Annotated in this window: 24 protein-coding genes; 9 read left to right on the forward strand and 15 right to left on the reverse strand. The window is 62.9% G+C overall.

Features of this window, described 5'->3' with window-relative positions; all coding sequences use genetic code 11:
* The 3 genes from ABL914_RS06870 to fabI all read left to right on the forward strand — a co-directional run.
* Positions 1-514, forward strand: a 514-nt coding sequence (locus tag ABL914_RS06870) for a DnaJ C-terminal domain-containing protein (protein WP_391562429.1), incomplete at its 5' end; no start/stop codon positions are given.
* Positions 515-525: 11 nt separating this feature from the next.
* Positions 526-1,557, forward strand: a complete 1,032-nt coding sequence (locus ABL914_RS06875) for a YihY/virulence factor BrkB family protein (RefSeq protein ID WP_391562430.1) — start codon at positions 526-528, stop codon at positions 1,555-1,557.
* The gene (gene fabI / locus ABL914_RS06880) at positions 1,554-2,375 is read left to right on the forward strand and encodes an enoyl-ACP reductase FabI (protein WP_391562431.1); all 822 of its coding nucleotides are present in this window, start codon (positions 1,554-1,556) and stop codon (positions 2,373-2,375) included. The genes ABL914_RS06875 and fabI overlap by 4 nt, the downstream gene beginning before the upstream one ends.
* A gap of 137 nt (positions 2,376-2,512) precedes the next feature.
* On the opposite strand, the gene ABL914_RS06885 is transcribed toward fabI, so the two are convergent.
* The 9 genes from ABL914_RS06885 to ABL914_RS06925 form a co-directional block, all read right to left on the reverse strand.
* Positions 2,513-3,088 carry a hypothetical protein gene (locus ABL914_RS06885; protein ID WP_391562432.1) on the reverse strand — a complete coding sequence of 192 codons (576 nt, stop codon included), beginning with the start codon at positions 3,086-3,088 and terminating at the stop codon, positions 2,513-2,515.
* Positions 3,089-3,207: 119 nt separating this feature from the next.
* Positions 3,208-3,723, reverse strand: a complete 516-nt coding sequence (locus ABL914_RS06890) for a demethoxyubiquinone hydroxylase family protein (protein ID WP_391562433.1) — start codon at positions 3,721-3,723, stop codon at positions 3,208-3,210.
* Positions 3,720-4,232, reverse strand: coding sequence for a disulfide bond formation protein B (locus ABL914_RS06895; RefSeq protein ID WP_391562493.1), 513 nt, complete (start codon positions 4,230-4,232; stop codon positions 3,720-3,722). Before ABL914_RS06895 ends, ABL914_RS06890 begins: the two co-directional genes overlap by 4 nt.
* The gene (locus ABL914_RS06900; protein ID WP_391562434.1) at positions 4,232-5,566 is read right to left on the reverse strand and encodes a S41 family peptidase; all 1,335 of its coding nucleotides are present in this window, start codon (positions 5,564-5,566) and stop codon (positions 4,232-4,234) included. The genes ABL914_RS06895 and ABL914_RS06900 overlap by 1 nt, the downstream gene beginning before the upstream one ends.
* A 97-nt stretch (positions 5,567-5,663) precedes the next feature.
* The gene (locus tag ABL914_RS06905; RefSeq protein WP_391562435.1) at positions 5,664-6,884 is read right to left on the reverse strand and encodes a murein hydrolase activator EnvC family protein; all 1,221 of its coding nucleotides are present in this window, start codon (positions 6,882-6,884) and stop codon (positions 5,664-5,666) included.
* An 8-nt stretch (positions 6,885-6,892) separates the two neighbouring features.
* A complete protein-coding gene (locus ABL914_RS06910) occupies positions 6,893-7,315 on the reverse strand; it encodes a 23S rRNA (pseudouridine(1915)-N(3))-methyltransferase RlmH (protein WP_391562436.1) in 423 nt (140 codons plus the stop codon).
* An 8-nt stretch (positions 7,316-7,323) separates the two neighbouring features.
* The gene (rsfS, locus tag ABL914_RS06915; RefSeq protein ID WP_391562494.1) at positions 7,324-7,713 is read right to left on the reverse strand and encodes a ribosome silencing factor; all 390 of its coding nucleotides are present in this window, start codon (positions 7,711-7,713) and stop codon (positions 7,324-7,326) included.
* A 61-nt stretch (positions 7,714-7,774) separates the two neighbouring features.
* On the reverse strand, positions 7,775-8,449 hold the full coding sequence (locus ABL914_RS06920) for a nicotinate-nucleotide adenylyltransferase (RefSeq protein ID WP_391562437.1): 675 nt from the start codon (positions 8,447-8,449) through the stop codon (positions 7,775-7,777).
* Positions 8,413-9,687, reverse strand: coding sequence for a glutamate-5-semialdehyde dehydrogenase (locus ABL914_RS06925; protein WP_391562438.1), 1,275 nt, complete (start codon positions 9,685-9,687; stop codon positions 8,413-8,415). Before ABL914_RS06925 ends, ABL914_RS06920 begins: the two co-directional genes overlap by 37 nt.
* A 204-nt stretch (positions 9,688-9,891) precedes the next feature.
* Between ABL914_RS06925 and ABL914_RS06930 the strand changes: the two genes are divergently transcribed.
* Both ABL914_RS06930 and ABL914_RS06935 read left to right on the forward strand, forming a co-directional pair.
* Positions 9,892-11,064, forward strand: a complete 1,173-nt coding sequence (locus ABL914_RS06930; protein ID WP_391562439.1) for a peptidoglycan DD-metalloendopeptidase family protein — start codon at positions 9,892-9,894, stop codon at positions 11,062-11,064.
* A gap of 4 nt (positions 11,065-11,068) precedes the next feature.
* Entirely contained in the window at positions 11,069-11,425 is a 357-nt protein-coding gene (locus tag ABL914_RS06935) for a polymer-forming cytoskeletal protein (RefSeq protein ID WP_391562440.1), read from the forward strand.
* Between the two features lie 9 nt (positions 11,426-11,434).
* On the opposite strand, the gene ABL914_RS06940 is transcribed toward ABL914_RS06935, so the two are convergent.
* The 3 genes from ABL914_RS06940 to ABL914_RS06950 form a co-directional block, all read right to left on the reverse strand.
* Positions 11,435-13,105, reverse strand: coding sequence for an AMP-binding protein (locus ABL914_RS06940; protein WP_391562441.1), 1,671 nt, complete (start codon positions 13,103-13,105; stop codon positions 11,435-11,437).
* A gap of 69 nt (positions 13,106-13,174) precedes the next feature.
* On the reverse strand, positions 13,175-13,876 hold the full coding sequence (locus ABL914_RS06945) for a DUF1013 domain-containing protein (protein ID WP_391562442.1): 702 nt from the start codon (positions 13,874-13,876) through the stop codon (positions 13,175-13,177).
* A gap of 91 nt (positions 13,877-13,967) precedes the next feature.
* Positions 13,968-14,972: an NAD(P)H-quinone oxidoreductase gene (locus ABL914_RS06950; protein WP_391562443.1), complete on the reverse strand. Its 1,005-nt coding sequence runs from the start codon at positions 14,970-14,972 to the stop codon at positions 13,968-13,970.
* Between the two features lie 94 nt (positions 14,973-15,066).
* Between ABL914_RS06950 and ABL914_RS06955 the strand changes: the two genes are divergently transcribed.
* From ABL914_RS06955 to ABL914_RS06970, 4 genes are all read left to right on the forward strand, one after another.
* A complete protein-coding gene (locus ABL914_RS06955; protein WP_391562495.1) occupies positions 15,067-15,267 on the forward strand; it encodes a DUF1192 family protein in 201 nt (66 codons plus the stop codon).
* Between the two features lie 131 nt (positions 15,268-15,398).
* The gene (gene clpA, locus ABL914_RS06960; protein WP_391562444.1) at positions 15,399-17,786 is read left to right on the forward strand and encodes an ATP-dependent Clp protease ATP-binding subunit ClpA; all 2,388 of its coding nucleotides are present in this window, start codon (positions 15,399-15,401) and stop codon (positions 17,784-17,786) included.
* 77 nt (positions 17,787-17,863) lie between these two features.
* The gene (locus ABL914_RS06965; RefSeq protein ID WP_391562445.1) at positions 17,864-18,271 is read left to right on the forward strand and encodes a group II truncated hemoglobin; all 408 of its coding nucleotides are present in this window, start codon (positions 17,864-17,866) and stop codon (positions 18,269-18,271) included.
* A 37-nt stretch (positions 18,272-18,308) separates the two neighbouring features.
* Positions 18,309-19,571: a SulP family inorganic anion transporter gene (locus ABL914_RS06970; protein ID WP_391562446.1), complete on the forward strand. Its 1,263-nt coding sequence runs from the start codon at positions 18,309-18,311 to the stop codon at positions 19,569-19,571.
* Here ABL914_RS06970 and ABL914_RS06975 read toward each other — a convergent pair.
* The 3 genes from ABL914_RS06975 to ABL914_RS06985 are packed head-to-tail and all read right to left on the reverse strand — an operon-like array spanning position 19,568 to position 22,696.
* Positions 19,568-19,852, reverse strand: coding sequence for a DUF167 domain-containing protein (locus ABL914_RS06975; RefSeq protein WP_391562447.1), 285 nt, complete (start codon positions 19,850-19,852; stop codon positions 19,568-19,570). The genes ABL914_RS06970 and ABL914_RS06975 overlap by 4 nt on opposite strands.
* Positions 19,833-20,417 carry a gamma carbonic anhydrase family protein gene (locus ABL914_RS06980; protein ID WP_391562448.1) on the reverse strand — a complete coding sequence of 195 codons (585 nt, stop codon included), beginning with the start codon at positions 20,415-20,417 and terminating at the stop codon, positions 19,833-19,835. Before ABL914_RS06980 ends, ABL914_RS06975 begins: the two co-directional genes overlap by 20 nt.
* The gene (locus ABL914_RS06985; RefSeq protein ID WP_391562449.1) at positions 20,414-22,696 is read right to left on the reverse strand and encodes a spermidine synthase; all 2,283 of its coding nucleotides are present in this window, start codon (positions 22,694-22,696) and stop codon (positions 20,414-20,416) included. The genes ABL914_RS06980 and ABL914_RS06985 overlap by 4 nt, the downstream gene beginning before the upstream one ends.

Genomic DNA, 22,696 nt, shown 5'->3' on the forward strand with positions numbered 1-22,696 from the left:
GGCCAATGTCCAGTACATGCTGGGCGTCTCGATGTCCGATGCCGCAACCCGCGCCACCCAGCGGATCACCTTGGCCGATGGCAAGACGATTGATCTCAAGCTGCCCGCCGGGGTAGAGGATGGAACCCAGATGCGGCTGGCCGGCAAGGGTGAACCTGGGCCCGGCGGCGCGGGCGATGCGATCGTCACGATCCAGCTTCAGGCGCATCCGTTTTTCCGCCGCGATGGCGATAACTTGCGGGTCGATCTGCCGATTACCCTGGATGAGGCGGTAAATGGCGCGAAAATCAAGGTCCCCACCGCCGATGGTGCGGTGATGCTGACCATCGCGCCGGGATCGAGTTCGGGCAAGACCTTGCGGCTTGGCGGCAAGGGCTTTTCGCGCAAGGATGGCAGCCGCGCCGATCAGTTGGTGACGCTGGAGGTGCAGTTGCCCGAAGCCGATGAAGATCTGGCCCGACGGCTTGACGGCTGGCGCGATCCGCGTGATCTGCGCGGCCGGATGGGCGTTTAGGATAGGCGGGCGTGGAAGAGCGCGAGCTTGACGAAGGCCATCTGCCGCCGCTGACGATACCCGATCTGTCGCCAGAAGCCCGGCGCAAGCGCGCCCGGCGGCTGCGCGATACCTATGATGAACATATCGGGCCCCAGGGCAGGCTGTGGGTAACGCGCCCGTTCAAGGTGGCGGCGCGGGTCTGGGCGGGGGCCTATCACGATGGCTTCATCCATGCCGGAAACCTGGCCTATATGGCGATTCTGGCCCTGTTTCCGTTCTTCATTACGATCGGCGCGGTGTTCAGCCTGATTGGCGAGGCCGCGCAGCGCGAGGCTTCGGTCCATGCCGTGCTGGTAACACTGCCGCCGGTGGTGGCCCGCGCGCTCGAACCGGTTGCGCGCGATGTGATCGTTGCGCGCAGCGGCTGGCTGCTGTGGATTGGCGGGCTGGTCGGGCTGTGGACCGTCGGCAGTCTGGTCGAGACGATCCGCGACATCCTGCGCCGGGCCTATGGCACCCGCGCGGTCCATGCCTTCTGGCGCTATCGGCTGATATCGACAATTGCGATCATCGGCGCGGTGATTGCGCTGCTGTTCGCGCTGCTATCGCAAGTGCTGATCGGGGCCGCACAGGAAATTGTCAGCGCCTGGTTCCCGCGGCTGCAGGGCCTGGCCGATGCATTGACCACATCCAGCCTGCTGCCGCCCGCGATAATCTATCTATCGCTGTACCTGCTGTTTTTCACGCTGACCCCAACCGCCTACCGCAAGCGCCAGTATCCCAAATGGCCAGGCGCGCTGCTGGTTACGGTCTGGTGGGTGGCGGTCAGCCGCGCGCTGCCGGTGCTGCTGGCGCGCTTTTTCACCTATGACCTTACCTATGGCAGCCTGGCCGGGGTAATGATCGCGCTTTTCTTTTTCTGGCTGGTCGGTTTAGGGATGGTGGTAGGCGCAGAACTGAATGCCGCATTGGCTGAGAGCCCCGAGGAACGGGACATCATCGGCCAGACCGACAATCGCGCAACTGCCAGCGCGGAACCGACGACGGGGAAGAACGAATGACTGGACTGATGCAGGGCAAACGCGGGCTGATCATGGGCCTGGCCAACGACAAGTCGCTGGCCTGGGGGATCGCCAAGAAGCTTCACGAAGCGGGCGCGGAGCTGGCCTTTTCGTATCAGGGCGAAGTGATGGAAAAGCGGGTACGGCCGCTGGCTGAAAGCCTTGGGGCCGATTTCCTGATCGATTGCGATGTATCAGATATGGCCGCGCTCGACACCGCCTTTGCCACATTGGCGGCGCGCTGGCCGACGATCGACTTCGTGGTTCACGCGATCGGCTTTTCCGACAAGAACGAATTGCGCGGGCGGTATTATGATACCAGCCTTGATAACTTTCTGATGACAATGAATATTTCGGCCTATTCGCTGGTCGCAGTAGCCAAGCGCGCCAAGGACATGATGCCGCTGAATGAAGATGGGACGGGCGGCGGCTCGATCCTGACCCTGTCTTACTATGGCGCGGAAAAGGTTGTGCCGCACTATAATGTGATGGGTGTGGCCAAGGCTGCGCTGGAAACCAGCGTCAAATACCTTGCCAACGATCTTGGGCCGCAGAACGTGCGGGTCAATGCAATTTCGGCCGGGCCGATCCGGACGCTGGCGGCCAGCGGGATTGGCGATTTCCGCTATATCCTCAAATGGAACGAGCTCAATTCACCGCTGCGCCGCAATGTGACGATTGAGGATGTTGGCGGATCGGCGCTGTATTTCCTGTCTGATCTTGCCTCTGGCGTGACCGGCGAAGTGCACCATGTGGATGCCGGCTATCACCTGGTCGGGATGAAGCAGGAAGACGCGCCGGATATCGCGCTGGGCTAGATCAGGGCCTGTTTCACGTTCGTGAAAGCACCACCGGCCCGCTCCTCCTCCCGGCTGCCCTATCCTAGGTTATCCTATGGGCGGCCGGGAGGGGGAGCGGGCCGGTGGTGCCTGTTTCAGCTTCACTGAAACAGACTTCAGTCAGGCTTGGTAGCCGGAGCTGGCGCGGGAACCGCCGGTTCACTCTGCACTGGCAAACCACTGGCCTGTTCCTCAAGTTTGCGGCGCGCGATCAGCTGTTCTTCCTGCTGTTCGACCAGAGCCTGGGTTTCGGCGGCTTCGGCATCGATTCCGGCCAGCCGCTTTTCACGCTCAGCCGCGATCAGTTCACCCGCGCGCACCCCGGGGCCAGTAGCCTTTTCGGCATAGGCCTGATCGATCAAGCGGCCAGCGCACCCGGTCCAGCCACCAACACCAACCGGCGAGCAGCTCATCGTTCCGCTTTGCCCGACATATTCAAGACTGCGCACGCGCTGGGTCCAGGCCTCGTTAGCCGGGGCTTGCGAAGTGCGCAGAGACGGCGGGATCCGATAGCGTTCCCCTTCATCAAGCCGCGGACAGACCACGATCGTTTCGCCATCGGATTCGGGGCATTTGTCGTTGCCATATACGATGACCATGTTGACCTTGGGTTCGGCCGCCTGCTGGGCAACAATCGGGCTTGCGGAAAATCCGGCAGCCAACACGGCAAATATGGTCGCGATTGCTCGCATGGTCAGTCTCCTAGGTCAGGCCCGGCTATAGGGGCCTTATCCGCTGAATAACAGATGAAGCAGGTGCCTGCACTGACACACGTCAAGCAAGCATCGCCAAAAAGCCAAGGGTCAGGGCCCTAGATCCGCTCGGCCAGTTTGATCGCCATCCGGCAGCCCAGCCGGATCGCGCCCGCCAGCAGCGGATAGGCCGGGGCCTGCTCTGCCCCGGCGGCAAGCGCAGTTGCGCGGTGTTCGCGTTCATCATCGCGGAATTGTTCGATCATGCCTGATAGTTCGGGATCATCGCCGCCCAGTTCATCCAGTTGGGCGCTGTAATGGCGATCAATCTCTTCCTCAACCGCTGCGGTGCAGGCCATTGCCGCTTTTGGGCCGATCAGCGCGGTCGCCGCGCCCAGCGCAAACCCGGCCACGTGCCAGAATGGCTGCATGGCAGTGGGCCGCACGCCGCGCTGGGCGATCAATGCATCGAACTTGGCCCGGTGTTCGGCCTCTTGTTCGGCCATATGGCGAATCTCGCCCGAATAGGGGGCCCGATCCCCCATCACGGCCAACTGCCCGGCATAGATCCGCACCGCGCCATATTCCCCGGCCTGATCGACCCGCAAGATCCGGTCTTTCGCTGCGCGATTCATGGCTGGGCCCGCTGGGCCCGGCGCAGCAGCGCCAGCACCAGCGCCGCAGCCGGCACCGAAATCAGGAAATTGAACCCGGCAAGGCTGATCCCCAGCAGTTCCCACTGAACCTGATCGCAGCGGATCAGCGGTCCATTGGCAATCGCTTCAAGCGGATCGGCAGAAAGATCAAGCTCGCTGGTGCAGGCGGTCAAGCCTTGCCACCAGCCATATTCCACCCCGGCGTGATAGGCCCCGATCAGCCCCGCAAACAGGATCGCCATGCCGGCCAGCGAAGTTAACAGCGCGGTCAGCGTTCGGGCCGATGGCCGCACCGACCCGTGCACATGGGCCAATAGCGCCAAGGCCAGCGCTGCAAAGTGGGCATACCGCTGCCACCAGCACATCTCGCACGGGTAGAGCCCGAATATGAACTCCCCGATATAGGCCCCGCCCAGCAGCGCCGCAGGCACCGCCAAGGCCAGCAGCCGCGCAGCGCGGGCCGCCGGTTCACCGATCGGCAGCACGATCAGCGCCGCCGGCCCCGCACCGCCGTGCGGTGAACGGTCTGGATCGCGTAGAACAGCTGATAGTCCTTGATCCCCTTGGCCTTCAATTCGTCTGCTGAAAGCTTGAAGCGAGGATCTTCTTGCCGATCGGATTCCAGCTTCTTGTCATCAAGCCCGGCCTCATTGACCAGATGGCGGCGCAGATCGCTTTCACGCACGGTCAGTTCGGCCCGGCGGCGGACATCGGGATCGCTGAGCTGCGGGACGCGGATATCGGGGATGATCCCGCCTTCCTGAACCGAGCGGCCCAGCGGCGTGTAATACCGCGCCGTGGTGATCTTGACCGCGCTGGACCGTTTGCGATCAAGGAAGAACAGCGATTGGACCGAGCCCTTGCCAAAGCTGCGCTCACCCATGATCAATGCCCGGTGCAGGTCCTGCAACGCGCCGGCAACGATTTCAGAAGCCGAAGCCGAACCGGCATCGATCAGCACGATCAGCGGCAGGCCCTTGGCGGCATCGCCAGGAAAGACGCTTTCGGCCTTGAAGTATTCATCCTCGCTTTTGTTGCGGCCGCGCTGCGAGACGATATCGCCTTGCGTGACGAACAGATCGGATAGCGCAACAGCTTCGCCCAGCTCTCCGCCGGGGTTCTGGCGCAGATCAAGGATCAACCCTTCAAGGTTGCCGCCAGCCTGGCGCTTCAGATCCAGGACGCCCTTGTTCACTTCAGCAGCAATATCGTGGCTGAACTCGTTGACGGTGATAACCCCGACGCCTTCCTTCAGCTCCCAGGTGACAGCTTCCAGTTTGATCGTTCCGCGGGTCACGGTAACGTCAAACGGTTGTTCGCGGCCCGAACGGAAGATCGTCAGCCTGATCTTGGTCCCGGCTTCGCCGCGCATCTGCGAAACCGCATCGTCCAGTTCGCCGCCATAGATCAGCTTGCCATCCAGGTGGGTGATAAAGTCCCCGGCCTTGACCCCGGCGGCTTCGGCCGGGCTGCCGCGCATCGGCGCCACAACCTTGACCGCGCCGTCATCCATCACCACCGACAGGCCCAGGCCTGAATATTCCCCATCGATCATTGTGTTGAGCCGCTGCATCGTTGCGCCCGACAGGTAGGACGAATGCGGATCGAGCGAGCTTAGCATGCCGTCGATCGCGCCTTCTTCCAGCTTGGCGTCGTCGGTTTGCTCAACGTAGTATTGGCGAACCAGCCGATAGACCGTTTCAAGCCGCTCGAACCCGCCCGAAGTGCGGCTGTCGATCGCAGCAAGACCTGCTGTGGTGGCCGGTAGCAGCGCTACAACACCGGTAAGCAGGGCTGCGCGCAGCAGGGGCAAGGTTTTCATCGTTCTGGGTGCTTTCCTGAAAATGGATGCGTCGCTGACGACCTGTTTATCGCGCCTGATGCCTTAACACCAGATGGCGCGTGCATCACCAATTCGCCTAGTTGCGCAAATATTCAAGCGGATTGACCGGTTGCCCGGCTCGGCGCAGCTCTAGCGTGAGCACGGCATTGCCGGCGCCAAGCCGGCCAATCGGCGATCCTGCCACCACTTGTTGGCCAACCCGGCAATCAAGCCCGGTCAGCCCGGTTACCAGCGAAGTCCAGCCGCCGCCGTGTTCAAGGATCACGATCAGGCCGTAACCCTGGAATGGTCCGGCAAAGGCCACGCGGCCGGCACCGGGCGCCACCACCTGGGCCTGATCACCGGCGGCCAGGGTTAATCCGCGCGATTGTGGCCGCCCCGGCTGTTCTGCCCCAAAGCCTGCAATCAAGCGGCCTGTGACTGGCAGCAAATAGCGCGGCGGAGCGCCCGTGGCAGCAGCGCCGGGCACAGCAGGATCAGGCGCGGTTTGCGCCATTCCGGGCTGGGCCGGGCGCAGCACCGGGCCGGGCAGCGCGGCCAGTGCTTCGCGCAGCGCGCCAGCCTTGCCCAGTTCGCCCACCAATGATGTCAGATCGCGGGCCTGTTCGCTCAGCCCCAGGGCCCGGTCAGCCTCGCGCTGCGCGGCGCCGCTTGCCTCGCGCGACGCCAGCACCTGACTGGCTTCAAGCTTGGCCAGCTGTTCGCGGCGCCGGGCCAGCTCTGCCTGATTGGTGCGCAGCGCCAGATTGGCCTGTTCAGCCTTGCGCTGAAGCGCACGCGCCCGCGCGATCGCACCGCGCAGGCCAGCGGTTCTGCGGGCTACTTCGGGCAGGATCGTTTCCAGCACCGCGCGCAGATAAACCGTATCCTTAAGCGATCCAGGCCGCAGCAGCGAGAGCAGCGGTGGCCGGCGTGAGAGCCGCTGTAGCGCCGCGGTCAATTCAACCAGTGGGCGCTGCTTTGCGGCCAGTTCGCGCCCCAGGGCAGCTTGCTGGCCGGCAATGATCCGGATCTGGGCGGAATTGACCGCAATCTGGGCTTCGGCTTCCTGAACCCGGGCCGCCAATGCGGCGGCTTCCTGGCGGGTCCGATCGGCGGCGGCTGCCGTAGTTGCGGCCTGTCCTTCAAGCGCTTCGGCGCGGGCCCGGGCCTCTGCCCCTTGTTGCTGGGCGCGCTGCAACGCAGCCTCGGCCGCCTCAGCACTTTCAATCGGGGGCGCAGAGCGCTGCGCACCCAGCGCCTGCCAGCCCAGCACGGCAGCAAGCGGCAACAGCAGGATCAGCCAGCGGAACCTCATCGCTGCTCTTATCCCGAACGATGATACGGATGGCCAGCAAGAATGCTGGTGGCGCGCCACAATTGTTCGGCAAGCATCGCCCGGGCCATGATATGCGGCCAGGTCATCGCGCCAAATGCGATCAGCAGATCGGCTTCACTGCGGGCCAGATCACCGTGGCCATCGGCCGCGCCGATCAGGAACCGCGTCTCGCGCACGCCAAGATCACGCCATTTGCCAAGGAGTTCGGCAAATTCCTCTGATGTCAGTTGCTTGCCGCGCTCATCAAGCAGTACCGTGCGGCTTAGCGGAGGTGCTTCGGGCAGCGTTCCGCCCACATCTGGCAGCTCGGTTTGCTTGAACGGCCAGCCGATCCGCTTGATATACCGATCAACCAGCTCGGCCTCTGGCGAGCGGCCGATTTTACCTCTGGCAATGATATGCAGGCGCATGGAATTCTTCAGGCAGAACCTGAATCTCCAAAGGCCCACATCCGTTCAAGATTGTAGAAGGTACGCACTTCGGGGCGGAACAGATGGACGACAATATCGCCGGCATCGATCAGCACCCAATCGGCAGCGGGCAGGCCTTCGATCCGGGAGTGGCCAAAGCCGCCGTGCTTGATCCGTTCAGCCAGCTTTTGCGCCATCGCGGCGACCTGACGGGTTGAGCGGCCGCTGGCGATCACCATGTGATCAGCGATCGAGCTTTTGCCTTCGAGGGGAATTGAAACCAGCTCCTGGGCCTGGTCGTCATCAAGCGACTTCAGCACGAGTTCGTGGAGCGAGCCCGGCTCCGAGGCGGGGAGCGGGGCAGGCGTTGCGGCAGGAGCCGCAGAGGATTGGGCCATATCGGCGGAATTGGGCGTCATGTAAGCGGAAACGGCTCCTGTGTGCGGGCTCGCAAATGGATCATGCGATGTCGGGATCGACGAGATGGTGCGTCAAACGATCGCGCTGGGCCACGCCAGTTATCCGGCTGGCCCAATCTGGATCGGCGCGGCGAATTGCAGTCGCCGAGCGCGGATCGGGATCGAATCGCAAAGTGATCAGCGCGGGTGCGCTCCATCCTGCCCGGTTGCTCAAACTGGCTGCAGACCGCCGGTATCGGCCAAGCCATGCCCCCGCGGGGCTCGCGCAGGCAGCGGCTTCATAGCCCGGACGCGCAATAACCGCAATCGGCATGGTGCGGGCGATGCCGCGCCAATCGCGCCAGCGGTGCAATTGGGCGAGATTATCGCTGCCCATAAGCCACACGAAGCGGTGTTTGGGGTAGCGCTGCCGCAGCCGCCGCAGGGTATCAATGGTAAAGCGCGTGCCCAGTTCGCGCTCGATTGCGGTGGGCACGATCCGCGCGCGCCGCGCCTGCTGCCGGGCCGATCCAAGCCGCGCGGCCAGCGGCGCCATCCCGGCCTTGGGCTTCAGCGGATTGCCCGGCGAAACCAGCCACCAGACCGCGTCGAGCCCCAGGGCATCGCGCGCAAACAGACTTATCCGGCGGTGGCCGCCGTGTGCGGGATTAAAGCTTCCGCCCAGAAGCCCGATGGTTTTCAGGGTCTTATCTGCCCGTTGCCACGAACCACCCATTTGTAGGTGGTCAGCCCTTCAAGCGCCACCGGCCCGCGCGCGTGCAGCCGCCCGGTGGCAATCCCGATTTCCGCTCCCAGCCCAAATTCCCCGCCATCGGCGAACTGGGTTGAGGCATTGGCCATCACGATCGCGCTATCGACCTCGGCCAGGAAGCGCTCGCAAATACCAGCGTCTTCGCTGACAACCGCGTCGGTGTGGTGTGAGCCGTGCTGTTCGATATGGGCCAGCGCGGCTTCCAGCCCATCGACAACCGCAACTGAAAGGATCGCATCGAGGTATTCGGTATCCCAATCCGCCGCGCTGGCTGGGACCATCCGCGAATCGAGCGCGCAGGCCCGCGCATCGCCGCGCAGTTCGCAGCCGGCCTCAAGCAATGCGGAAACCACTGCCTGACTGGCAGGGAACTGCGAATCGAGCAGCAATGTCTCCATCGATCCGCAAATGCCGGTCCGGCGCAGCTTGGCATTCAGCGCGATCGCCTGGGCCTTGTCCGGATCGGCGGCGGAATGGACGTAGGTGTGGCAAATCCCGTCCAGGTGGGCCAGCACCGGCACCCGGGCATCGGCCTGAACCCGTGCGACAAGGCTTTTTCCGCCGCGCGGCACGATCATATCGATCAGCCCTGCTGCAGTCAGCATCGCACCCACGATGGCCCGGTCCTGACTGGGCACCAATTGCACGGCATCAGCCGGAATGCCCTGCGAAACCAGCCCCTTGACCAGCGCCAAATGGATCGCGCGATTGGACAGAACCGCTTCGCTGCCGCCGCGCAGCAGCACCGCATTGCCCGATCGCAGACACAATGCCGCGGCATCGGCGGTCACATTAGGGCGGCTTTCATAGATGATCCCGATCAGCCCGATCGGGATTCGCACCCGCGCCATGACCAGGCCATTGGGGCGATGATCCTGCGAAATGATCGCACCAACCGGATCGGGCAATGCCGCAACGCCGTCGAGTGCATTGGCGATATCCGCCAGCCGCGCCGGATCAAGCCGCAGCCGGTCCAGCATCGCCGGGCTCAGCCCGCCCGCTTTGGCGGCTGCCATATCCTGGGCATTTGCGGCCAGGATTGCCGATTCGCTTGCGCGCAGCACGGCGGCGGCGGCCCGCAGGCCCTGCGCCATGATTTCAGGATCAAGCCGCGCCAGTTCGCGCTGCGCAGCCCGGCCGGCTTGCCCCAGTCTGGCGACGAGCAACTCTGGGGTTTCGGCGGTAGCGGGGTCTGCGGTCATGATCGCGCGCCTAACACCGCGCGCGGCGCTTGTCATCGCCCAAGCCGATTCGCGGCTGGCCCTGCCGCCAATCTTAACCCGCGATAAACGATTCAACCCGCCAGTCTTTCGATTCGGCGACTCTCGCTTACACAGGATTCGCCACCTGCCTGCCAAGCTGCTAGCCGCCCCCCCCAATAGGAACAAAAGGGACTCGGGGTCGCTTTGACAAACATTGCTGCTGGCAGGCTCTCAGCCCGCCTGCGGAGCTGGTTTCCGGATCGCGAATTTTTCATGCGTTCCGAAGGTCAGGTCCGTTTCATCAAGGTTTCTTCGCGCACGCAGATGATCGCTGCGGGGGTCGCTGTGTCGTTGGCCTTGTTCTGGGCCCTGACCATGGCCGCAATGGCGATTGCCAGCTATATTTCAGAGCGTGATCGGATCTCGATGCTTGATCGCAAGGCCGCGGTGGAAAGCGCGGAACACCGGATCAAGGCTTACCGCGGCGATCTCGACAAGCAGGCCGATACCGTCAATCGCCGCCAGGACTTCATCGAAAAGACCGTGCAGGCCCATCTGGGCGAACTTCCACGCGACGCCAAGGCCGGCGAAACCGTCAGCGATAGCGCAAGCGAAGCGGCTGAAACGGTTAGAAAGGTTTCTCAAGCCACGCCCGAAGCTGCTGCATTGGTGCGGATCGAAGCCCGTCAACTGGCCTTCATCGAAGGTTTGACCCGGCTGGCCGATCGCCGCGCTGCTGCTGCCGAAGCCAAGCTGGCGAGCCTGGGGGTAAGCCCTGAAGTGGCGCTGGGTGCGATCAACGATCGCGCTGCGCAAGGTGGCCCGCTGATCATGATGGCGACCGCAGCCGATGGTTCGATCGATCCGCGGTTTCAGCGCTTTGGCCTGTCGCTGGCCCGGATGGAGGCGCTTGAACGCTCTGTTGCCGGACTGCCGCAAGTGCTGCCTGCCAGCCTTGAATACATTTCTTCGGGCTTTGGGTTCCGCTCCAATCCCTTTACCGGCGGCGGCGGTGAATTTCACCCCGGGCTGGATTTCAAGGGGCCGCATGGCGCACCGATATATGCCGCAGCACCCGGCACAGTCAGCTTTGTCGGTTGGCGTTCGGGCTATGGCAACTGCGTTGAGATCGATCACGGCAATGGCCTGATCACCCGCTATGCCCACATGTCCGGCTTTCGCACTGTTCAGGGCAAGCAAGTGCCCGCGGGTGATGTCATTGGCCTGATCGGTTCAACCGGCCGTTCAACCGGACCGCATCTTCATTTCGAAGTGCGAATCAATGATCGTCCGGTCAATCCCCGCCCCTTCCTTGAGGCTGCATCCAATGTTCTCCAAAAAGCCGGCAGCGCATCTGCCCCAGATTCCGCAAGGTAGCTCGATGTCAAAATCCACGTTCTCGGTGCTTGGTGCCGATCTCAAGGTCAAAGGCGATATTGCCGCCTCGGCCGATTTGCACATCGATGGCCGGGTTGAAGGCGACGTTTCGTGCACCAACCTGGTCCAGGGCGAAAGTGGTGAGATCATTGGCGCAGTAAAGGCCGAAAGCGCCCGCCTGTCCGGCACGGTCCGCGGCACAATCGCAGTGCGCAATCTGGTGGTGCTGAAAAGCGCGCGGATTTTTGGCGATGTCCACTATGATTCGCTGACGATTGAGCAGGGCGCCCAGGTTGACGGACGTTTCGCGCCGCGCGCCGCCGAAGACGATGCAACCGTGGTAACCCTGGCCGCGAGCTAGGGTCAGGACCTAGATTCCCAATTCCGCGCGCAGGGCCTTTCGGTCCAGCTTGCCAACCATCGTTTTGGGCAGTTCTTCGCGCACAACCACGCTATCGGCGCGCTCATGTTTGCCGATCCGGCTGTTGAGCCAATCGCGCAAGTCATCGCCGCTGGCCGCTGCGTCCTCGTTCAGGCTTACAAAGGCGCGCGGCACTTCGCCAAGCCGCGCATCGGGCACGCCGATTACCAGCGCTTCCTTGACGGCAGGATGCTGCAACAGCACGGCCTCTACCTGGCTGGGAAAGACCTTGAAGCCGCCGACCGCGATCATATCCTTGATCCGGTCAACGATTTTGACATAGCCCGCCGGATCGATCGTCGCGACATCGCCGGTCCGCAGCCACCGCCCATCGCTGCGCTGGGCAAAAGCGCTGGCGGCAGCTTCGGGCCGCTGCCAATAGCCCTGCATCACTTGCGGGCCCTGAACTGCCAGTTCACCCGGTTCACCCGGCGCGGCATCGCGCGCAGGATCTTCGCGGTCAAGCAGGCGCACCCGGGTGCCCGGCAAGACCTGACCGATGGTGCCGATCCGCTCTTCGCCGGCATAGGGGTTGGTCGATACCACCCCGGAACTTTCGGTCAGCCCGTAGCCTTCAACAATCCGCGCATGCGTTGCCGCTTCGAACCGGGCTTTGAGCGGCAGGGGCAGCGGCGCGCCGCCTGAAATACAGATCCTGAGACTGGAAAAATCGGTCTTTGCTGCGGCCGGGTGATCGAGCAGCGCCTGAAACATGGTTGGCACGGCGGGCATCGCCGTCGCCCTGACCCGCTGCAGGGTTTTCAGCGCCTGTCCGGCCTCAAACCGGGGCAGCATCGCGATGCAGCCGCCATTGGCCACGGTGCGGTTGAGCACGCAAGTGTTGGCAAACACATGAAACAGCGGAAGCACCCCCAGGATCATGTCGCGCTCACCCTTGCCGGGGTCGATCGCGGCAACCTGGCGGGCATTGGCTGTCAGGTTCTGGTGGGTCAGGATCGCCCCCTTGGGGGTGCCGGTTGTGCCGCCGGTATATTGCAGCAAGGCGATGTCACGGACCGGATCGATCGCAACCGGCTGCGGCTTGTCACCGAACTGGCATTGGGACCAGGAGAAGACATCGCAGCGCTTGGGCAGCGGCATGACTGCCTTCCGGCCGAGAATCGCCAGAGCCAAACGCTTGGTCCAGCCGAGCATCTGGCCAAGTTCGCCCACGACGATCCATTCGAGCGGTGAATTGCCCAGAACCTCAAGCGCGGTTGGCAGCAATGCGCTCGAATTGAGCGTTACCAGTATTCGCGTGCCCGAATCCCTTACTTGCGCCGCCAGCTCTTCAGCGGTGTAGAGCGGGCTGAAATTGACCAGTGTCGCCCCAATCATGGCTGCGCCATAATAAGCCGCAATATAGATCGGGACATTGGGCAGATAGAGCCCGATCCGGTCACCGCGCCCAATCCCCCCCATCATCTGCAGATAGGCAGCGAAGGCCTGGGCTTGCTGGTAGAGCGCCACATAGCTGTACTTCCGCCCCAGAAAATCCACCAGCGGCCGGTCCGGATGGGCCAACATTGCTTGGTTGAACATTTCGGGCAGCGAGAGCGGCGGCAGATCAAGCGCCCAGCCGCTGGCATGCGCATAATGCGCAAGCCAGGGTTCAGTCATTGGATCATCTTCGCTCACGACCTAAGGCCTAACCCATTCGCGCAGGATGGGTAGCGATTTTTGAGGGGCCTATTCCTCGCCAGCCGCCTCTGCTGCGCGCTTCGCCTCAAGCCAGGCTGCCGCTTCGGCTTCCTGGGCGGCTTCGCTGGCGGCCTTGGTCTGGGCTTCGCGTTCGGCGCGCAGCTCTTCAATCAGGGCTTCGCGATCATCACCAAGCCGCGCATCGTCGCCGGCCAGATCTTGCAGTCCAGCCTTCTTGGCCGCCTTGGCCACAATCGCATCAAGTTCGCGCTGGCTGCACAGGCCCAGGGTCACCGGGTCCTTGGGCTGGATGTTGGCAATGTTCCAGTGGCTGCGATCGCGGATTGCAGAGATGGTGTTGCGGGTGGTGCCGATCAGCTTGCCGATCTGCGCATCCGAAATTTCGGGGTGGCTCTTGAGGATCCAGGCGATGCCATCGGGCTTGTCCTGGCGCTTCGAAACCGGCGTATAGCGCGGGCCTTTGGTGCGGCTGACTTGCGCCGGAGCCTTTTGCATCACCAGCGAATAGGCAGGATCGGCCTGGCCCTTTTCAATCTCGGCCATGGTCAGCTCGCCCGAGCGAACCGGATCGCGCCCGGTGTACTTGCTGCTGGCCAGATCATCAGCCATCGCCTGCACTTCCAGGATATGCAGGCCGCAAAATTCGGCGATCTGTTCAAAGCCCAGCGCGGTATTATCAACCAGCCAGGAAGCGGTTGCATGCGGCATAAGCGGGGTTGGCTGGGACACGGGTTTTCTCCGGTTGAAATAGATAGGGCCGCCCCTTGCGGAGCGGCCGTTCGCGGGGTCATCTAGGCCAGTTCTTGGCCAAGGGCAACTCTCAACCCACTTTGAGCACGATCTTGCCAATATGGCTGCCAGCTTCCATCCGGGCATGGGCCTGATCGGCATCGGCCAAGGCAAAGGTCTGGTCCATGATCGGGCGCAGTTTGCCGTTTTCGACCAGCGGCCAAGCCACTTCGCGGATTTCCTGGGCGAGCAGCGCCTTGAACGCGTCTGAGCGCGGGCGCAGGGTCGATCCGGTCATGGTCAGGCGGCGGCGCATGATCTCCACCATGCTGACGCTTGCCTGTAGCCCGCCCTGAACCGCAATGGTGATATGGCGGCCATCATCGGCCAGACACTGCAGATTGCGCGGCACGTAATCGCCCGCAACCATATCGAGCACGATCTCCACCCCTTTGCCCCCAGTGATCCGCGCCACTTCGGCCACAAAATCCTGGGCCTTGTAATCGATTGCGTGATCGGCGCCGATTGCCAGTGCGGCAGCGCATTTGCTGGCCCCGCCGCAAGTGACAATCACGGTCAGCCCGAAGTGTTTGGCCAGCATGATTGCCATTGTGCCGATCCCGCTGGTGCCGCCATGAACCAGCAGCGTTTCGCCTTCGCGGGCATAGCCGCGCTCAAACACGTTATGCCATACGGTAAACAGCGTTTCGGGGAGCGCCGCGGCTTCATCCATTGCCAATCCGGCGGGCACCGGCAGGCAATGCCCGGCCGGAACCAGGCAATATTCGCCGTAACCACCGCCTGGGGCGAGGGCGCAAACCTTTTGCCCCGGCAGCCATGCCGTCACGCCTTCACCCAGCGCCGCGATAGTGCCCGAAACTTCAAGCCCCGGCAGCGGCGAGGCGCCCGGCGGGGGCGGATAAAAGCCCATGCGTTGGATCACATCGGGCCGGTTTACCCCGGCAAAGGCCACCTTGATCAGCACTTCGTCCGGGGCGGGGCGGGGCACCGGCAGTTCTTCCAGCCGCAAAACTTCGGGCCCGCCGGGCGCATCATACCCGGCCGCCATCATGGTTTCTGGAAGCGAATCAACCATTTGCCTATCCCTGCCTGCTGCCGCCCAGTGTTTTTCCGCCCTAGCTGCTGGCGTGGTTGACAGCAAGGCCGCAGCGTCCGATTCTGGACCGATCATGGATGAAGACCTGCCCCGACCCAAAGGCGATGCCGCCGCCGCACTGGCCAAGGAAAGCCTCGATCCCTATTCGCAGGATGAGCTGGGCGAACGGATTGCCTTGCTTGAGGCGGAAATCGCCCGGATCAAAGGCCACCGCGACAAGGCCGCCGCGCACCGCAGCGCCGCCGATGCGCTTTTTGGCCGCCGGCCAGATTGATGGCGCGGATTGCCCTTTTCGAACCGGCGGGGGCATCCCATATAGGTTTGGTTAACCCTGTTTGCTCATACTCCCCGGAAGTGCCAAATTCACCGTCCGGCGTGTCTACCCCCCAGCGGAGACCAGATTAGATGCCCAGTTTCGCCCAGAGCCTTGAAAAGACGCTGCACGCGGCGCTCGCCAATGCGTCCGAACGCGCGCATGAATATGCCACGCTTGAGCACCTGCTGCTGGCGCTGATCGATGATGCCGATGCCGCGCAAGTGATGCAATCCTGCGGTGTTGAACTGGCCGAGCTGACCGAAGTGGTTAAGCAATACCTCGATCAGGAATACCAGTCGCTGAAAACCGAGGCCAAGGGCGATCCTTCGCCAACGGCGGGATTCCAGCGGGTGATCCAGCGCGCAATCCTGCACGTCCAAAGCTCTGGCAAAGACACCGTGACCGGCGCGAACGTGCTGGTCGCCCTGTTTTCTGAGCGCGATAGCTATGCGGTCTATTTCCTCCAGCAACAGGACATGACCCGGCTTGATGCGGTAAGCTTTATCAGCCACGGGATCGGCAAGGGCGGCAAGCGGATCGAGGATCGCACCCCCAAGGGCAGCGATACCCCCGAGGCGCCCCAACCTGAGGACAAGGGCACTGCCAAAGACGGCAAAAAGGATTCCGCGCTCGACCAGTTCTGCGTCAATCTCAACGAAAAAGCCCAGGCCGGAAAGGTCGATCCGCTGATCGGGCGCGGGCCCGAGGTTGATCGGACGATCCAGATCCTGTGCCGGCGCAGCAAGAACAATCCGCTTTATGTTGGCGATCCGGGCGTAGGCAAAACGGCGATTGCCGAGGGTTTGGCCCGCAAGATTATTGAGGGCGAGGTTCCCGAAGTACTTGAAAATGCTGTGATCTATTCGCTCGATATGGGCGCGCTTCTGGCCGGAACGCGCTATCGCGGCGATTTTGAGGAACGGCTCAAGCAGGTTGTGAACGAGCTTGAGAAGATGCCCGATGCGGTGCTGTTCATCGATGAAATTCACACCGTGATCGGCGCCGGGGCAACCAGCGGCGGGGCGATGGATGCATCGAACCTGCTGAAGCCAGCCTTGTCGGGCGGGTCGATCCGCTGCATTGGATCGACCACCTATAAGGAATTTCGCAATCACTTCGAAAAGGACCGCGCGCTGCTGCGCCGGTTCCAGAAGATCGACGTGAACGAACCGACGATCGAGGATACGATCAAGATCCTCAAAGGCCTGCGCAGCGCCTTCGAGGAACACCACAAGGTCAAATATACCGCTGATGCGATCAAGACCGCGGTTGAGCTTTCGGCGCGCTACATCAATGATCGCAAATTGCCCGACAAGGCGATCGACGTGATCGACGAAGTGGGCGCAATGCAGATGCTGGTCCCGCCCAGCCGCCGCAAAAAGACGATTACCGCGCGCGAGATTGAAATGGTGATCGCCACCATGGCGCGAATTCCGCCCAAATCGGTCTCAAGCGATGACCGGCAAGCGCTGGAACACCTTGAAAAGGACCTCAAGCGGGTTGTGTTCGGACAGGATCAGGCGATCGAAGTGCTGTCCAGCGCGATGAAGCTTAGCCGCGCAGGCCTTCGCGATCTGGAAAAGCCGATCGGCTCTTTCCTGTTTTCCGGCCCGACCGGCGTCGGCAAGACCGAAGTGGCCAAGCAGCTTGCCAGCATCATGGGCATCCCGATCCAGCGGTTCGACATGTCGGAATATATGGAGCGCCATTCAGTTTCGCGGCTGATCGGCGCGCCTCCCGGCTATGTCGGCTATGATCAGGGCGGCCTTTTGACCGATGCGATCGATCAGCAGCCGCACTGCGTGTTGCTGCTCGACGAAATCGAAAAGGCCCACCCCGATCTGTTCAACATCCTGCTGCAGGTAATGGACAACGGCCGGCTGACCGATCACCACGGCAAAACTGTCGACTTCCGCAATGTTGTGCTGATCATGACCACCAATGCCGGGGCCAGTGACATGGCGCGGCAGGGGATCGGGTTTGGTGATGTATCCAAGGCCGATGCCGGTGACGAAGCGGTCAAGAAGATGTTCAGCCCGGAATTTCGCAACCGGCTGGATGCGATCGTGCCGTTCGCCTATCTGGGCACCGAGGTGATCGCCCGGGTGGTCGAAAAATTCATGCTTCAGCTGGAACTGCAACTGGCCGAACAGAACGTGCATATCCAATTCGATGGCGACGCCCGCGAATGGCTGGGCAAGCGCGGCTATGACAAGCTTTATGGCGCGCGGCCGATGGCCCGGCTGATCCAGGAAAAGGTCAAGCAGCCACTGGCCGAAGAGCTGTTGTTCGGCAAACTGCGGCACGGCGGCGAGGTGCATGTCAGCGTCAAGGACGAGGTGCTGGCATTTGAACTGACCCCGGCCCCGCCCAAATTGGACAAACGGACGAAGAAGGCTGCCGAAGCGCCTGCGGCCAAGCCAAAGCCAAAGCGCAAACCCAAAGCGACCCAGGAACCAAGCGGCGAGAGCGACTGATTGACCGCAATCAATTCCCCGGCTGATCAGCGCCGCTAGGGCGGGGGTTGAAATGCCGCCTGCGGGAGAATGAGCGCGTGCGTGATGCCGAAAATTCACAAGTCTTGGCTGACAGTCCGTTTGAACGGGTCGGCGGCCATCCGACGCTGCAGGCAATTTGCGAACGCTTCTATGACCTGATGGACCAGGATCCGGCCTATGCCGATCTGCGCGCGATGCATGCGCCCGATCTATCGATGATGCGCGCGTTGCTGCCGCAGTTTCTGGCCGGCTGGGCCGGCGGCCCGCGCGACTGGTTTGAAGCCAATCCCGGAAAATGCATGATGAGCATGCACGCTCCTTTCCCGATCGGCCGCCAGACCGCTGACCAATGGGCAGACGCGATGACCCGCGCGATTGCCGAAACCGATCTGGCCGACCGCGAGATTGCCAATGCCATGGCCGATGTGCTGGGCCGAATGGCCCGCGGCATGGCGCGCGAATAATTGCCAAGGCTGCAAGTCAGCCTTAACAGGCTCGCCTATGAAGCCCAAACTGCTGTCCACCCTGCCCGGCTATACCGCCGCGCAGTTTGCCGCCGATGCCTTGGCTGGCCTGACCGTGGCGATGGTAGCCTTGCCGCTCAGCATCGCGATTGCGATTGCCTCCGGGGCTGATCCAGCAAAGGGCCTGATCACCGCCATAGTCGCCGGTTTTCTGATTTCGCTGCTGGGCGGAAGCCGGGTTCAGATCGGCGGACCGACCGGCGCATTTATCGTCGTGGTTTACAGCGTGATTGCCCAGCATGGCTATGACGGGCTGGTTCTGGCAACCCTGATGGCCGGAGTTATCCTGGTTGTGGCCGGGATGCTGAAGGCTGGAAATCTGATTGCCTATGTCCCCGAAGCCGTGGTCAACGGGTTCACGATCGGGATCGCGATCATCATCGCCGCCAGCCAGTTGAAGGATTTCCTGGGCCTGACTGGCGGGGCCATGCCGGCTGAATTCATTGCCAAGCTGGAGGCGTTGTGGGCCGTGCGGACCAGCCTTAATCCGATCGCGCTGGCGATGGGATTGAGCGCTTTGGTCCTGATCGTCCTGTTGCGGCGGAGGTTTCCGCGATTTCCTGGGCTGATCGCGGCGATGGCGGCGGTTTCAGCAGGGATTGCCCTGTTGCACCTGCCGGTTGATACGATTGCATCGCGCTATGGCGAATTGCCCGCGGCATTGCCGGCGCCGACAATGCCGGTGGTTTCGCTGGCGCGGCTCAACCAATTGTTGCCATCGGCGCTGGTAATCGCCTTCCTGGCCGCGATCGAATCGCTGCTCTCGGCGATGGTCGCCGACCGGATGATCGAAGGCAGGCATCGGCCCAATGCCGAAGTGCTGGCCCAGGGCTGGGCCAATATCGGCTCTGCGCTGTTTGGCGGCTTGCCCGCGACCGGAGCGATTGCCCGGACTGCGACCAATGTGCGCGCCGGGGCGACAACCCCGGTTGCCGGCCTGGTCCATGCTGCTGCCATCCTGGCGGTCATGATGATTGCCGCCCCGCTGGCTGGATACCTTGCCATGCCGGCGCTGGCAGCCTTGTTGCTGACCACCGCCTGGAATATGAGCGAGCCGCACAAATGGGCCGGATACTGGGCCACCCCGATTGGCGACCGGGTACTGCTGCTGGTTACCATGGTGCTGACTGTGCTGAGCGATCTGACCGTTGCTATTGGCGTTGGCGTTGGCCTGGGGCTGGCCTTGCGCCTGCGCGACCGGCAGCTTGAAGCCGATGCCTGGCAGCCACCCGAGCGTTAGGAAATTTCGAGCTGCACCAGCTTGTCGCGGCCAGTCGAACCGCGCAGCAAGGTGATGCGCGATGGCGCTGTGCCAAGCGCGGCGGCCAGCACGGCAATGACCGCATCGTTGGCCTTGCCATCCTGCGGCTTGGTCCGCACTTTGATCAGCAGCACCCCTGATCCCAGTTCAATCGCTTCGCTGCGTGCGCCCGGTGTTACCTTGAGCGCCAACCGGCCCTGGCTGTCGGCCAGCGCCCGGATTGCGGCGGCTGGCGGAAATTCAGCTTTCGGGCGAGCCATCCATTTTGCCATTGTAAAGCGCGGCGTGGGCGCGCGCATTTTCAACATAATGGGCAACGCCCATCTGCAACCCGGCAATCGCCCTGTCATCCAGATCGCGCATGAAAATCGCCGGGCGGCCGGTCCACAATTGCCGCGCCGGGATCCGTTTGCCCGGCGCCAACAGCGCGCCGGCTGCCAGCATCCCTTCGGCCTCGATCACGCAGCCGTTCATAGTCTGCGCGGCGAAGCCGACGAAGCCCTTGTCCTCAATTACGGTGCCGTGGATCATCGCCATATGGCCGATCAGCACATTATCCCCGATCAGTGTCGGGAAGCCGGCGGGCGCGCCCGGCATTGGGCCATCGCAGTGGATCACGCTGCCATCCTGCACATTGGTGCGCGCGCCGATCACCACTTTGGTAACATCGCCGCGGATCACGCAATTGTACCAGATGCTGGCATCTGGGCCGATCTCGACATCGCCGATGATCCGGCAGCCCGGCGCGATAAAGGCGCTATCATGGATCCGCGGGGCCTTGCCGCCGAAAGCCATGATGGTGGTATCGGGTCGTTGCATGATCATCGGATCCCCAAAAAGTTGGTCCAGGTTACATAGGGCAGGATCGAGGCATAGTCATCGCGCCAGACCTGCGGTGCCGGTTTGCCCAGGCTGCGCCACGCGTGCTGCGGGGCCAGCGCCTTGATTTTGGCAATCTGGGCGGGATCACGGCTGACTGCAACCCAGCTGGTTGGCCAATAGTCTGCCGTATCGGCGGGATTATCCTCGCGCAGCGCGGCGACAAGACCGCGCGCCGCAAGCTCTGCCGCCAGCGCCGGTTCCAGATCGATAAAATTGTTCGAGATGTGAACCATCATCACGCCCCTGGGGCTAAGCGCATCAAGGTAGACCCCGAAGGCTTCATGCGTGAACAGGTGCATCGGCACCGAATCCGATGAGAAAGCATCGATCGCCAGCAAATCATAGCTGCCCTTCGGCTCCCGCGCGAGTTCGAGCCGGGCATCGCCCAGTACAACCCTGGCCTGCGGTGCACAGTCTTCGAGATAGGTGAAGGTGCGCTGGCGCGAGAGGGCGAGAACCGCCGGATCGATTTCAAACGCGGTCAACCGCTGATCGTTCTGGCGGAAACACGCAAGCGAACCGGCGCCCAGCCCCAGCACCCCGAAATGGGCCCCACTGCCCACCAGTTCGCGCGGGTGGGAAAACACGATACCCGCGCCCGAACTGGGCCCATAATAGGCCAGCGGGGTGCGGCGGCGCGCCGGATCGGTTGATTGCACCCCATGCGCGGTGGTGCCGTGAAGCAGGGTGCGGCGGCGCGTCTCGGGGTGCTCGCGTACGGTGTAGATCCCGAAGTAGCTGCGCGAGCGATTGCCCGTCTGGCTTTCGGCCAGGGTATCCAGCCCGCCCTGCGCCAGCATGATCCCGCCCAGCGTCATGGCCGCCAATCCGCGCCACGGAACCAGCGCCAGCCCGGCCAGCACCAGCAATGCCGCAAGCGGCCACCGCTGCGGGCGGCCCTCAACATAGAGATTGGCCTGATAGAGCATCCAGACCATCACGGCAGCGCTCAGCACCAAGGCGCCCAGCGCCATCCAGCGCATCGCCGGATCGAGCCCGGGGGCATTGCGCCAATCGGGCAGCAATCCGCGCGGCAAGAGCATCGCCGCAGCAAGGACCAGCAGCGGATATTCCCAGACCCAGTCGAAAGCCAGCGGGGCAATCAGCGCGGTGAACAATCCGCCAAGCGCCCCGCCCGCTGACATGGCCAGATAAAATGTGGTGAGGTGCTGCGGATCTGGCCGTAGATCATAAAGCCGCGCATGGAGCGCCGTGCAGAGCAGGAACAACAGCACGACACTGCACAGCAGCGGCACCACGCCCATCCAGCCGTAAGAGACAGCCGCCATCCCGCCAGCCGACAGGATCCCAAGCCAGGCCAGCGCTGAAACCAGCCGGGCCGGGCCGCGCCAATCGGCAAAAGCAATCACGAAACTGAGCAGATAGAGCCCTAAAGGCAGCACCCAGAGCAGCGGCATCGCGAAGACATCGGTGGTAAGGTGGGTGGTGGTGGACAGCATCAAGCCCGATGGAATCGCCGCCAGCGCAGTCCAAATTGCAAAACTACGTCGCGAAATTCTGCCGGTTTCTGATGGTTGCGGTATCATGATACCTTGTGATGAAAGCTGCCCCCGGCGCGCTCGCGCGGAAAGGGCGATGAGGACCAGCAGCACCAGATAGCCCAGGCTCCACGCCCAGGCCTGCTGGCGCAAGGTCAGCAGCGGTTCGGCCAGCAATGGATAAGCGATCAATCCGCCGAAGCTGCCCAGGTTCGATGCCGCATAGAGCGCCCAGGGCTGACCGGCGCCGGGATGCAGCGCATACCAGCGCTGCATCAGCGGGGCCTGCGCTGAAACCACAAAAAACACCGGCCCGATGCTGAGCGCGAACAGCAGAGGCACCCACCACACCTCGGTTCCGGGCTGCGGCGGGGCCAGATTGGCCAGCGACACCGGCAGGGTCAGCGCGGCCAGCGCAAACAGGCCAAGGTGGATCTGGGTCTGGCGCCGCAGCACCAGCTTGGACAGCCTGTGTGCATACCAGTAGCCGCCCAGCAGCAGCGCCTGATAGACCAGCATCGCGCTGTTCCAGACATTGGGCGCGCCGCCCAATCGCGGCAGCGCCATCCGTGCCACCATCGGCTGGATCAGGAACAGCAGGAACGATCCGGTCAGGATCGTCGTGACAAACAGCCCGCGCGACGCGGATGCGCTTATCGCCGCGAACGATGCGCGATCCTCATCGCGCCAATTGCGCCATAACAACCGCCCGGTTTCAATCAC

Origin of the sequence: Novosphingobium sp. (genome assembly GCF_040079535.1) — a bacterium.
Classification (GTDB): Bacteria; Pseudomonadota; Alphaproteobacteria; order Sphingomonadales; family Sphingomonadaceae; genus Novosphingobium.

Bases quoted from the DNA above. Each gene is read 5' to 3' on its own strand.
- fabI (WP_391562431.1), top strand. From the start codon at position 1,554: ATGACTGGACTGATGCAGGGCAAACGCGGGCTGATCATGGGCCTGGCC.
- ABL914_RS06885 (WP_391562432.1), bottom strand. From the start codon at position 3,088: ATGCGAGCAATCGCGACCATATTTGCCGTGTTGGCTGCCGGATTTTCC.
- ABL914_RS06890 (WP_391562433.1), bottom strand. From the start codon at position 3,723: ATGAATCGCGCAGCGAAAGACCGGATCTTGCGGGTCGATCAGGCCGGG.
- ABL914_RS06900 (WP_391562434.1), bottom strand. From the start codon at position 5,566: ATGAAAACCTTGCCCCTGCTGCGCGCAGCCCTGCTTACCGGTGTTGTA.
- ABL914_RS06905 (WP_391562435.1), bottom strand. From the start codon at position 6,884: ATGAGGTTCCGCTGGCTGATCCTGCTGTTGCCGCTTGCTGCCGTGCTG.
- ABL914_RS06910 (WP_391562436.1), bottom strand. From the start codon at position 7,315: ATGCGCCTGCATATCATTGCCAGAGGTAAAATCGGCCGCTCGCCAGAG.
- rsfS (WP_391562494.1), bottom strand. From the start codon at position 7,713: ATGGCCCAATCCTCTGCGGCTCCTGCCGCAACGCCTGCCCCGCTCCCC.
- ABL914_RS06920 (WP_391562437.1), bottom strand. From the start codon at position 8,449: ATGGGTGGTTCGTGGCAACGGGCAGATAAGACCCTGAAAACCATCGGG.
- ABL914_RS06925 (WP_391562438.1), bottom strand. From the start codon at position 9,687: ATGACCGCAGACCCCGCTACCGCCGAAACCCCAGAGTTGCTCGTCGCC.
- ABL914_RS06935 (WP_391562440.1), top strand. From the start codon at position 11,069: ATGTCAAAATCCACGTTCTCGGTGCTTGGTGCCGATCTCAAGGTCAAA.
- ABL914_RS06940 (WP_391562441.1), bottom strand. From the start codon at position 13,105: ATGACTGAACCCTGGCTTGCGCATTATGCGCATGCCAGCGGCTGGGCG.
- ABL914_RS06950 (WP_391562443.1), bottom strand. From the start codon at position 14,972: ATGGTTGATTCGCTTCCAGAAACCATGATGGCGGCCGGGTATGATGCG.
- ABL914_RS06955 (WP_391562495.1), top strand. From the start codon at position 15,067: ATGGATGAAGACCTGCCCCGACCCAAAGGCGATGCCGCCGCCGCACTG.
- clpA (WP_391562444.1), top strand. From the start codon at position 15,399: ATGCCCAGTTTCGCCCAGAGCCTTGAAAAGACGCTGCACGCGGCGCTC.
- ABL914_RS06970 (WP_391562446.1), top strand. From the start codon at position 18,309: ATGAAGCCCAAACTGCTGTCCACCCTGCCCGGCTATACCGCCGCGCAG.
- ABL914_RS06975 (WP_391562447.1), bottom strand. From the start codon at position 19,852: ATGGCTCGCCCGAAAGCTGAATTTCCGCCAGCCGCCGCAATCCGGGCG.
- ABL914_RS06980 (WP_391562448.1), bottom strand. From the start codon at position 20,417: ATGATCATGCAACGACCCGATACCACCATCATGGCTTTCGGCGGCAAG.